Annotated in this window: 10 protein-coding genes; all 10 read right to left on the reverse strand. The window is 43.7% G+C overall.

The genetic code is table 11. The annotated features are described in order from the left end of the window. Positions 1 to 6: 6 nt before the first annotated feature. On the reverse strand, positions 7 to 2,343 hold the full coding sequence (porZ, locus tag ACLWMH_RS05085; RefSeq protein ID WP_411915672.1) for a type IX secretion system anionic LPS delivery protein PorZ: 2,337 nt from the start codon (positions 2,341 to 2,343) through the stop codon (positions 7 to 9). After that, positions 2,340 to 2,921 (reverse strand): RdgB/HAM1 family non-canonical purine NTP pyrophosphatase, encoded by a 582-nt coding sequence (gene rdgB / locus ACLWMH_RS05090; protein WP_411915673.1) that lies wholly within the window; start codon positions 2,919 to 2,921, stop codon positions 2,340 to 2,342. Before rdgB ends, porZ begins: the two co-directional genes overlap by 4 nt. Before the next feature lie 15 nt (positions 2,922 to 2,936). Further along, the gene (cobC, locus tag ACLWMH_RS05095; protein WP_411915674.1) at positions 2,937 to 3,476 is read right to left on the reverse strand and encodes an alpha-ribazole phosphatase family protein; all 540 of its coding nucleotides are present in this window, start codon (positions 3,474 to 3,476) and stop codon (positions 2,937 to 2,939) included. Beyond that, on the reverse strand, positions 3,473 to 4,372 hold the full coding sequence (locus tag ACLWMH_RS05100; protein WP_411915675.1) for a S4 domain-containing protein: 900 nt from the start codon (positions 4,370 to 4,372) through the stop codon (positions 3,473 to 3,475). Before ACLWMH_RS05100 ends, cobC begins: the two co-directional genes overlap by 4 nt. After that, the gene (locus ACLWMH_RS05105) at positions 4,373 to 5,275 is read right to left on the reverse strand and encodes a glycosyltransferase family 9 protein (protein WP_411915676.1); all 903 of its coding nucleotides are present in this window, start codon (positions 5,273 to 5,275) and stop codon (positions 4,373 to 4,375) included. 35 nt (positions 5,276 to 5,310) lie between these two features. Then, entirely contained in the window at positions 5,311 to 6,201 is an 891-nt protein-coding gene (folD, locus tag ACLWMH_RS05110) for a bifunctional methylenetetrahydrofolate dehydrogenase/methenyltetrahydrofolate cyclohydrolase FolD (RefSeq protein WP_411915677.1), read from the reverse strand. Positions 6,202 to 6,219: 18 nt separating this feature from the next. Next, positions 6,220 to 7,557 (reverse strand): signal recognition particle protein, encoded by a 1,338-nt coding sequence (ffh, locus tag ACLWMH_RS05115; protein WP_411915678.1) that lies wholly within the window; start codon positions 7,555 to 7,557, stop codon positions 6,220 to 6,222. 22 nt (positions 7,558 to 7,579) lie between these two features. Continuing rightward, a complete protein-coding gene (gene panD / locus ACLWMH_RS05120; protein WP_411915679.1) occupies positions 7,580 to 7,933 on the reverse strand; it encodes an aspartate 1-decarboxylase in 354 nt (117 codons plus the stop codon). 89 nt (positions 7,934 to 8,022) lie between these two features. Next, entirely contained in the window at positions 8,023 to 8,673 is a 651-nt protein-coding gene (locus tag ACLWMH_RS05125; protein ID WP_411915680.1) for a LolA family protein, read from the reverse strand. Positions 8,674 to 8,690: 17 nt separating this feature from the next. Next, the gene (locus tag ACLWMH_RS05130) at positions 8,691 to 11,246 is read right to left on the reverse strand and encodes an FtsK/SpoIIIE family DNA translocase (protein ID WP_411915681.1); all 2,556 of its coding nucleotides are present in this window, start codon (positions 11,244 to 11,246) and stop codon (positions 8,691 to 8,693) included. Positions 11,247 to 11,285 lie beyond the last annotated feature (39 nt).

Consider the following 11,285-nt stretch of genomic DNA (forward strand, 5'->3'; position numbering starts at 1 on the left):
TTTCTATTAATTAATGATCGTCATTTTGATATAATGTGGCATCTTAGTTTCCGGGTCGTACAGTGCAATCAAATAGACTCCAGACGGCAGGCGCTCTCCATTATCTCCTCTCGCATTAAACTTGTAAGAAGCCCCATTGGATACCGCAGAGTGAAGAAGCCTACCTGACACATCTGTAACCTTTATCTCCATTCCTGCAGTAAGCCCCACTATGGTGATTAGATCAGGATCTTCAGGACGAAGAGGATTGGGATATACATGCATCTCACTACGCTTCTCTTTGTCAAAGCGACGACTCCCTGTTTGATACGTGACCAATCCCACATCAGTGCCAATGAAAAGCAGACCGGTCTCATTGTCTATATCAAGGGTATTGACCGCATTGGAGGGTAAGATACTATTCTCTGCCGTAAAGTGCTCTAATATCTCAGAAGCATCCTCATTGACCAAATAAATACCCTCTCCTTCAGTAGCGAACCACTTGTTATTATTTTTATCAATTGCGATATCTATAATGGGAACATTGTCGAGCATGTAATATAAGTTTGGCTCGACTCCGCCAATAGGACGAACTGCTACAGGTATAGTATTTCCCTTAACAGCTGCTTGATAGTTGTTGATAAGAAGTGGTCCCTTATTAGAACCGATCCACAGTCCTCCTGCGTTATCCAACTTCATGCAGTAGTAGCGCGTAGCCTCAATCAGCTTACCATTACGATCAGAAAACTGACTGATATAATTGGTAAAATCATCACTGAGATCATTGGGTGTTCCCTTGTCATCAAATATGAATATACCCTGCGAACCATCTATTCCACCACCTCGGCGATTGATACATGTCCACTTGCTGCCTCCGGGTAGAATTACTGTAGACAGGAAGCTATTAACTCCGGCAATGGGTTTACTGAAATAATTATGCCACTTCTTATCCTTATCGTAATAGTAAATATTATTTTGCACACCACCCTGCATCATCCACAGGCCACCCTTTTCATCAAAAACCAAGCTCCCTACACGAACGTATCGGTTCAAATGCTCGGTATCATCCGGCAAGGCAGATTGTAAGGGGCTATTTAACGTATTATAGAGGGCGACGAATTGATAAGAATTAAATTCATACAAGCCCTCTCCCCATGCTCCGGCGTATATATGCATCGGGTCGTTAGGGTCAGGAACTACCGAGACTAAGTCATAAAAAGAGTGGCGAAACTCTTCCGGCAATTCGCGATAGGTAATGGAGTGCCAAACCCCATTCGGTTCACGAACCTTTACGCTTCCGGGTGTCCAATAGCGATCAATTCCGCGGCCACCTCCAACAGCATAGTAATAGCCCTTATAGAGCATAGCATCAAAGAAGTGATTGTCTGCCGGTCCGTTCCAGGAGGGTACAGAAGTGCTAATAGAGCCATCCTCAGAATCAAGATGAAGCGTCAAGACAATAGAATCTCTCACTCCATAAAAGAGGTGTGATTCGTTATTCACCGAACCATCCAAGAGTGCATCGCCTTCAAAAGAGAAACGCTTGACACCCTCATTTGGACTATACCGAACTATTTCATTGTTTTTGAGTAGGACAAGACTCGTACCATTAGCAATGCCTCTTTCCACATACCACTCCCGTGGTTGCAGTGTATGTGTTTCGTACGCATATTCATGGAGCGTCTTCTCTTTATCTAAGAGCATCAACACGCCATCTGAGGAAAAAATATTGGTAAAGCTATTCGCTTCGATACTTGTCTTGAAGCTCACTGTCGTCCAAGCTTCAGGATCTTGCAAATTAGCATTCAGAGAAGCTACGATGAGCTCTCCCTTCTGCTTGAGTGCATAAATACGATCCCCACATATAGCAATGTCCATAATTGGGGTCATCATCATATAGGTAGCCACAATAGAGGCGTTGGCAACGTCTAACTCTAATATGCCAAAGTGCGTGGAAAGAAAAGTTCTCCCGTTGTCAAATACCATATGTGTAATGGCACGATCTTGAATAACAAGATTCTCATAGACTGCAGAGATGTTTCGCACCTTTCCATCTGCATTAATAATATCAATATTACCAGATTTGTAGTAGACGATAAGCGAAGAGGTAGCTCGATCGTAGCCTATTTGCAATATGTTGGTATCCGAGAGTCCTTTCTCCTTACCAATAGAGACTACTTGCTCCAAAGACTCTGGACTAAGGAGAAAAAGCCCACCCTCAGAGAGAATATACACACCACCCGGAGTATCCTCTACAGAGGTTATATCCCCTAAAGCAGGCATAGACTGCCACAAATCTTCCTGAGAGGAGACAAGAGATACAAAAGAAACCGATAGTAATAGTAAATAGAAGAGTTTCTTCATTGCAGAAGGAAAGACTTAAATTGAGCTAAAGCACGAGCACGATGACTAACAAAATTTTTTTCGATGTCGGTCATCTCCGCAAACGTTGTGCTATATCCGTCCGGTACAAATAAAGCATCATAACCAAACCCATTTGTTCCCCTCTCCTCGTTAATGATCCTTCCTTCCACTATTCCTTCGAAAAGATGCTCCTCACCCTTAGGGTCAATGTATGCGATGACTGTTCGGAATCGCGCAACATGTGGCTGATCAAAAGTACTGAGCTCAGCTAATAGCTTCTGCCGATTAGCTTTATCATCATGATCTAACCCTGCAAAACGAGCCGAATGAACGCCTGGTGCTCCATTCAACTGCATTACCTCTAAGGCTGTATCATCTGCAAAACAAGGCAGGCCGCACTGTTCATACCCATGACGTGCTTTTATAAGCGCATTTCCCTCTACCGTATCGGCATTTTCTTCGGGAGAATCTTTATAATTAACCTCCGAAGGCGAAATAAGGGTTATCACAGGCGCCAAAATAGCAGCTGCTTCCTCCTGCTTGTGACGATTGAATGTGGCGAACAAAAGTTTATGCATACAGTATCGATGGTGCTAATACTCTAAGTTGGTAATGGAGCCATATGGAGGCAAGTAAGCAAAGGCATCTTCCAGAGAAGCGCCTAATACAATACTACGTGCGCAATTAATCACTCCCCCATGACAAAAGACTAGAATTTGTCCATAACCTTTCCTCTTTTGGTCATCTAAAAAACTCTTAACCCTATTCTTCTGGTCGGTCAACGACTCTCCGTTCGGGGTAGGCTGATCAATATAGGATCTAAAAAAACAGGAAATGTCATTTGTAGTAAGTATTTCACTCCATGGTTTCATCTCCCAATCGCCAAAATCCATTTCTTTTAAACGGTTATCTTCTACAGCTGTAACATAACCGCAGTGATGTGCCAAACGCTTAGCACGAAGTAAAGGACTGGTAAAGATTACGTCCGAGTTCCTTGCTATCGGAGCTACCTCAAGAGATACAAGTGCTGCCTCTTCCTCAAAAGTATCGCGCAAGCCTACATCAGTCACCCCATAGCAAACAGTTACTACGTCCTTGACGACCGCTGTATGACGCACTAAACTAACCCTCATTGATTTCCCGAGCGTCTTCCACCGTCCTGCTTATTACCCCCTCTACGGTTGGCTCCATGATCATCATGATTGCGGTTTACAGTGCGATAGCCACTACGATGATCATCGTTAGAGCGTGCATTACGACTACGTCGCTCTTCACTTCCTCGATAGGGATTAGAAGATCGGCGACCGCCCTCTTCATCATGAGAATAACGGTTATTCCTATACTTATTGTTTTTACGAGCTATATCTGTTTTTCCTTCGTCTGAAAAGGACTCTTTATTTCGTCTACTATGATCGGTTGGTGCGTATCCGCTCTTTTCCTTGTAGCGATAGGAATCAGCTTGTCGTTCCCTCCTTTGGAAAGTGGTTTTTCTATCCCCACCAACGTTTTCCCTCCTATCAGAAGTATGATCGCTGTAGTCAGAGTCATATGTTTGAATCTCGCTATCAAACTGAGCTCTTCGAGGACGCTTGGAAGGTTTAGAGGGCGAGGAATCTCTGCGCCTCCTTCCTCCGTAGGAATTCATGGATTCCTCCTCATTGAGAAACTTCTTGAATTTAGCCGGTTCTGACGAGCGTCTTGCTTCTCCGCCTCGCTTAAAAGAAGAAGCACGGCCTCTCCTTGGGCTATCCTCATAATCTTCATCATCAAAGTAGTCTTCGCCTGCAATACGTAGCCCTACCGTTTGCTCATAGAGCAACTGCTTCTGCTCTGCATTGTACTGCGCAATCAGCTCGGCTACAGGGAGATCTCCACCATTGACGGTTACTTCATCGTCTGGCTCAACCAGATCGGAGAGCTCAGCTTGTATACCGTTTATTTTAACCTGCCCCGAGACAATCAACTCTTCTACCTCGCGTCGTGAACCAAGCCCGGCATTGGCCAAGAGCTTATTTATTCTCATATTCATCTATTTGTTTACTGAGGCTTCAAGGCCTCTGAAAGGAGTTAATATATAGCTTTCTATTTGTTCTTTTTCTTGTGGCATCTCATGCAAATAAACAACAGGGACACCTACTAACTGAGCCATTTGAAGGCGTGAACTATCTACTCCAACTACCATTCGCAAACGGCTTAGCATACTCAATTCTTCATAAAATGAGACATAAGGATACACGTCTTCACGCAGGGGATCCGTAGTTCTTATCTTTTCAGAAAGGGACTTATCTAACCCTATGACAACACTATTCAAAGAAAAAGATTCCTTTAGAATAGCCTTAGTACGCAAAGCGGCATCTAAATTAGCCACCGAGTGATCCGCTTTACTAAAAGGGACTAAACCTATTTCATAGTGAGCATCCTCTCTGCCCAAATAGATCGGTACTTGCATCACAGCCTCATGGTAAGAAAGGCTTTCTTGTAGCAATCCGGCTTTTTGGAAACAGGCTTCAAAAGCGTGTAAGTAACGCTCACTCTCTACAAAAGAAATATGGTCACCACTCTGCCTATGCAAAGCCTCCGGACGACTTATACGATAAGTCTTTACTCTCCCATAAGTACGCAATACATGTGTAATATAACGGCTCCGCTTACTCCGTTCCAAATCTATCACCCCGGAAAAGCGTTCATAGAGAAGTTTACGCGAGAAACGAAATAGCCCTACAATGCTCTTGTCCGTATTATCCAGATCTATCACCATAGCCTCCAAATTGGATGGAGCATTGACTAAGATGCCGGTTATAGAGGGTTTCATCAAGAAAGTGAATCGAACATGCGGATTCATACGCACCATAGGATATACCACCCGTAAAGAGAGTGCTACATCAGCTAAAGAAGATGTGCGTATAATTAAGAAATGAGGCCGTTTCTTCATTATCCCATGCGTATTAGTATGGTAGCCCTTATTCGTTACTTCTCTTTAGAATAACTCCATGTGTACGCTTTTATGGTATTCATCATGAGAGAAACAATGGTCATGGGACCTACCCCACCGGGTACAGGGGTTATATAAGAGCACTTAGGCGCAACTCTATCAAAGTCTACATCTCCGGTGAGCTTGTAGCCACTTTTCCTTGTTGAATCAGGTACGCGCGTAGTTCCCACATCAATTACCACAGCCCCTTCCTTAACCATATCTTCCTTCAGGAACTCCGGTTTACCCAAAGCTGCTACGATCAGATCTGCACTCTGACAAATCTCCTTCATATTCTTGGTAGCACTATGACATACCGTTACCGTACAGTTACCGGGCTGCGCCTTGCGCATCAAGAGCGTAGCTATAGGCTTTCCTACTATATTACTACGCCCGATTACGACCGCATGCATTCCATTCGTATCGATATGATAACGATTAAGTAACTCAAGGATTCCTTGAGGGGTAGCAGAAAGAAAAGAAGGTAACCCTATCGAGGTTCGACCTACATTAATGGGATGAAAGCCATCCACATCTTTTCTAAAATCAATTCTCTCCATCACCTTCTGCTCATCAATATGCTTAGGCAACGGAAGCTGTACTATATACCCGTCTATATCAGGATTATTGTTGAGGCGATCTACTTCTTGTAGTAATTGCTCTTCTGTGATATTCTCATCAAAGCTAATCAGTGAAGATGCAAAACCCACCTCTTCACATGCTTTTACTTTTGAAGCAACATAAGTCTCGCTGCCACCATCATGTCCTACTAAAACAGCAGCCAAATGAGGTCTGCGTCCTCCTTTAGCAACTATTTCTGCTACACGCTGGCGAATTTCTTCTTTTATTTCAGACGATACTTTTCGTCCATCCAATATCTGGTACATATGTATTGTTCGTATAGTTTATCTCCTCCTGGCTTGCTTACGCTTATTCTTTTTCTCCGCTTTGACACTCATAGTTTGAACCTGCTTCATCATCTTACGCATTTGATCAAATTGATGCATCAAGCGGTTCACCTCTTGCTGGGAAGTTCCACTTCCCTTGGCAATACGTTCTTTACGAGAACCATTAATGACTGAGGGTTTAGTACGCTCTTCAGGGGTCATTGAATATATAATGGCCTCAATTCCCTTAAAGGCATCATCGCTTATATCAATATCCTTTATAGCCTTACCAACGCCCGGGATCATAGATGCAAGTTCTTTCAGATTACCCATACGTTTAATCTGATGAATTTGTTTTAGGAAGTCGTTGAAATCAAACTGATTTTTTGCAATTCGTCTCTCCAGACGCCTTGCCTCATCCTCATCAATTTGCTGCTGGGCTCGCTCAACAAGAGAGACGATATCGCCCATGCCCAAGATTCGGTCAGCCATACGGGAAGGATGGAATTGATCCAACGCTTCCATTTTTTCTCCGGTACCGACAAACTTAATAGGTTTATCAACTACCGCTCTCACACTCAATGCTGCACCGCCTCGGGTATCCCCATCCAGCTTAGTGAGTACGACTCCACCAAAATTGAGCCTATCATTAAATGCTTTTGCAGTATTTACTGCATCCTGACCGGTCATTGAGTCTACCACAAAGAGTATTTCCCCAGGATTGACAGCTTCTTTTATTGCAGCTATTTCCTGCATCATTTCTTCGTCTACTGCAAGACGACCGGCGGTATCTATTATTACTGTATCGTACCCATGTTGGCGAGCGTAATCTACTGCATGCTGTGCTATTTCTACAGGCTGTTGGTTTCCCTCCTCTGTATAAACAGGCACAGAGAGCATTTCTCCAAGTACTTTCAACTGGTCAATAGCAGCAGGTCGATATACGTCGCAAGCCACTAACAAGGGTTTACGATTACGCTGAGTTTTGAGCCATTTGGCAAGTTTGCCGGAGAAGGTTGTCTTACCACTTCCCTGTAGACCGCTCATCAAAATGATGGCAGGCTCTCCTTCTAATGTAATATCTACGGCCTCACTACCCATGAGTTTTGTAAGCTCCTCATGGACTATTTTGACCATCATTTCGGAGGGCTTTACGGCAGTCAATACATTTCTACCCAAAGCCTCCTCTTTTACTTTTTCTGTAAACTGTTTCGCTACATTGTAATTAACGTCCGCATCAAGCAAAGCTCGACGCACATCTTTCATTGTCTCAGCAACGTTAATTTCAGTGATACGACCCTCCCCTTTTAGTGTCTTAAAGGATCGTTCAAGGCGTTCGCTTAGATTCTCAAACATTTAAACTTATACGGAGTCTATTCTATGAAATTAAATGATTGGTAGCTGTATCCGGGAATACGACCTTCGGTTTGAAGGTCATTGCCTCCTCGGGTGTCATTTGAGCATAGGTCATAACAATAATCACATCTCCTACTTGAGCAAGACGCGCCGCAGCTCCATTAAGGCATACCATACCGCTACCTGCAGGGCCCTCTATAACATAGGTATCAAGGCGTGCTCCATTATTGTTATTGACAATATATACGTGCTCTCCGGGTATGATACCCGCTGCCTCTAAAAGCAACTTGTCAATAGTTATACTACCAATATAATTAAGGTCTGCTTCAGTCACACTAAGGCGGTGTAGCTTTGACTTTAGTACTTCAACGAGCATAACAAATCAGTAAATTCTAACCAAGGCAGTGTAAAGTGCCTACATTTACATACATCTTTGTACAATTTGTATCGTGTTGTCAATATCTATCAACGTAGATCTATAACCTCTGCTGTAGGATAATCAACTGCTCGCTGAACAAAGTCTTTACGAGTAAGCTCGCGGGCAATTTGCTCCTTCGTAATGGACACAACTGTCGTGATCCCATCTTTAGAAACAGACTCAATTCGGGTAGGCAGTACTCTTCCTTGCTCAAAGGTAACAATAAAACGTCTTACCGAACTCTCTTTATCGAGTGTTGACAAAGCATAAACTTGCTTTCCTCCTTTAGAGGAGATCTTTTTTCGTGGATAAAGATTCCACGATGAGAGTATCAGGATAGGGTTCATATCTGATATGCGCTCCTTTTTACCATCAAAAAGCACATAACTATTATTCTTGCTATCGTAATAGGTGTAGCTCCTCTCTCCGTCAAAATTGACATCTAATGCATCAAAGCGGAGCCTAAAACTACGATCCAACAACTTCACACTTCCTGTAGTGTAATACAAAACCTCGCCTTTGTTATTTATAGTCTCGCTTTTAAAGTCAACGATTACACCGTTGCGTATACGCTGCAAAGCACCCTCAAAGAGAGCCTTTTCATCGGACTTATTCTGAGCGGATACAGGTAGCCCAAGCAGGACAAATAGGGTACCCAATAAGAACTGCCGTAGCGTCAACATAGTCTGATTCATCATTATCCAATCTCCAACAACTACTCCGAGAGCATCTTATTCAAAGCGTATAAATCCGGCACCAGCACATCTCTGGGGCGACTTCCCTTTTGCTCAGATACTATACCCGCCCGCTCTAACTGGTCCATAATACGACCGGCTCTATTAAAGCCAACCTCAAAATTACGCTGTACATCACTTGTAGAGGCCCGTTGCTTTTCTACTATCATCTCGGCAACTTGCCTAAAGAGAGGATCGAGAGGGCCGGAAGAAGCATCGGCACGAAGTGTGCCATCAGATGAAGTTTGCTCTGCATCCGGCAACTCATAAGGCGTAAAAGGAAATTGCTGAGCTCCCACAAAGTCTACTATTCGCTTCGTTTCCGGAGTATCAATAAAGGCACACTGCAAGCGCTGCATCTCTTTGCCTTGATAAAAGAGCATATCCCCACTACCCACTAATTGATTGGCACCGGTAGTATCCAATATGGTGCGGGAATCGATTTGAGAGAATACCCTAAAAGCGATTCGCGAAGGAAAATTAGCTTTAATCGTACCGGTAATCACATCTGTAGAAGGACGCTGCGTAGCTAATACCATGTGAATGCCGGCAGCTCGTGCCTTCTGCGCTATTCGGGTAATCGGCTTTTCTACCTCCTTACCAAGTTGCATGATAAGATCTGCGAACTCATCCACAATGAGCACGATATAAGGGAGTTGCCGGTTTTCTTCGCCCTTTTCGGTTAGACGCGGCAAACGCCCTGATTGATACATTTTATTGTATTCCTTTATATTACGCACTTTAGCCTCTGATAGAAGCTCGTAGCGTACATCCATTTCCTGACAAAGAGACAGAAGCACAGGGACTACCCTTTCCATCTCAACAATTATGGCACTACCTTTATCCGGCAATGACGCAAAGAAGAGACGCTCAATAGGCTTGTAGATAGAAAACTCGAGCATCTTCGGGTCTATCATGATAAACTTCAGCTGCGAGGGTTCCTTACAATAAAGCAGTGAAGTAATCAACACATTGAGCCCAACACTTTTCCCCTGTCCTGTAGCACCGGCTAACAAAAGATGAGGGGTTTTGGTGAGGTCAAACATAAATACATCGTTCGTAATGGTTCTACCCATTGCGACCGGAAGACTCATCGTGCTTTCATTATACTTACGCGATGCCAGCAGCGAGTGAATACGCACGATTTGTGACTTTTTGTTGGGCACTTCAATCCCGATAGTACCCTTACCGGGTATCGGGGCAATGATACGAATACCGCCTACTGACTTTAAGTTGAGGGCAATATCATCTTCCAAATTACGGATACGAGATATCTTAACTCCTGCATCGGGCTGTATTTCATAGAGGGTTACGGTAGGACCCACAGTAGCCTTAATAGGGACGGCTCTTATTTTGAAGCTCTCAAGTGTCTCTATAATCTTTTGTTCTTTAGCCTTAATATCCTCCATATCAGGCCCCTCTTCCACAGCATCAACTTGATCCAATAGGTCTAACGAAGGAAACTCATAGCCACTGCTCTCAGAGGCTTCTTTCGGCACCTGACTTTCCACGGCAGCAGAAAGGGCATCCCCTTTAGCTTGCTCCACTACTAAGCATGACTCGGTTGTATTGGGTGAGGGGGTTGTCGTAGCTACCTGAATAGGTTGATCCGACTGTGCGTTTTCTACTGTATCGGAGTTAGGTTGAGTATTCTCTTTAGTGGTCTCGTTCTTCTCAACGCTCTTAGCCTTACGTTTCCAGCGAAAAATACTCTTTACAGGCACCTCGTCACCGGGAGTAAAGCTTTCTTCTTCGGCCGCTTCTTCCTGCTTATCAGTTGTTAACTGTTCACGAATAGACTCTAATGCTCCTGTGGCTGAATTCTCCTGCTGTGGCTCCTCAGGAATAGATGGATCCTGCTTCTCCTTTCTGCGCCCCAGAGAGAAAACCTTACGAAACCAAACTACCGAACGAGGGTCATAAATAACCACTATCGAAACAGCTCCAAATAGGAGAAAAAACACAACACCCACTATACCAATATTAAGCATAAGTGCATCACGGAGCCAATCTCCATGTAAGCCTCCTATTCGAAAAGTCATTTGCGAGGGATCGAAAAGAAGCGATATAGAGGAAGCAAATAATGAGATCCAAATTGCTGACAAAGCCGCAACAATGAATAGGTGCCAGGCATTTCCTTTTTTTACCACCTTCATTAACTTGAGTGATAGGTAACCGGCATAAAAAAGCAAAACAAAGCTCCCCACTCCCAAAAAGCAGTCAATCAATCCGTCTGCTATAAAGGCCCCTCTTAAACCAAGTGGATTGAGCGCAGAAGTGCCATTTCCCATTACGGTACTAAAGGAGCTGCTTTTCACAATACTGTAGTCACTCCCGGCAGTAAACAAATAACCGGCAGAAGCGATTGTAATCACAATTACAATAACGAATAACAATAAGCTCAGTAAAAAACTGATCCAATCCTTACGCACTGCCGAAGTAAGCTGCCCTGCGACCTTAAAACTCTTATTGGTAGCGTTTTGGCTCTTACCTTTTGATGAGTGCTTATAATGCAGACGTTTCTTGTTTTCTGCCATTATAATACATTGATTAATTCAAAGTCCATTCCGTTGCAA

It is taken from the genome of Porphyromonas miyakawae (assembly GCF_045865415.1).
Taxonomy (GTDB): Bacteria; Bacteroidota; Bacteroidia; order Bacteroidales; family Porphyromonadaceae; genus Porphyromonas; species Porphyromonas miyakawae.

Bases quoted from the DNA above. Each gene is read 5' to 3' on its own strand.
- rdgB (WP_411915673.1), bottom strand. From the start codon at position 2,921: ATGCATAAACTTTTGTTCGCCACATTCAATCGTCACAAGCAGGAGGAA.
- folD (WP_411915677.1), bottom strand. From the start codon at position 6,201: ATGTACCAGATATTGGATGGACGAAAAGTATCGTCTGAAATAAAAGAA.
- ACLWMH_RS05100 (WP_411915675.1), bottom strand. From the start codon at position 4,372: ATGAATATGAGAATAAATAAGCTCTTGGCCAATGCCGGGCTTGGTTCA.
- ffh (WP_411915678.1), bottom strand. From the start codon at position 7,557: ATGTTTGAGAATCTAAGCGAACGCCTTGAACGATCCTTTAAGACACTA.
- panD (WP_411915679.1), bottom strand. From the start codon at position 7,933: ATGCTCGTTGAAGTACTAAAGTCAAAGCTACACCGCCTTAGTGTGACT.
- ACLWMH_RS05105 (WP_411915676.1), bottom strand. From the start codon at position 5,275: ATGAAGAAACGGCCTCATTTCTTAATTATACGCACATCTTCTTTAGCT.
- porZ (WP_411915672.1), bottom strand. From the start codon at position 2,343: ATGAAGAAACTCTTCTATTTACTATTACTATCGGTTTCTTTTGTATCT.
- cobC (WP_411915674.1), bottom strand. From the start codon at position 3,476: ATGAGGGTTAGTTTAGTGCGTCATACAGCGGTCGTCAAGGACGTAGTA.
- ACLWMH_RS05130 (WP_411915681.1), bottom strand. From the start codon at position 11,246: ATGGCAGAAAACAAGAAACGTCTGCATTATAAGCACTCATCAAAAGGT.
- ACLWMH_RS05125 (WP_411915680.1), bottom strand. From the start codon at position 8,673: ATGATGAATCAGACTATGTTGACGCTACGGCAGTTCTTATTGGGTACC.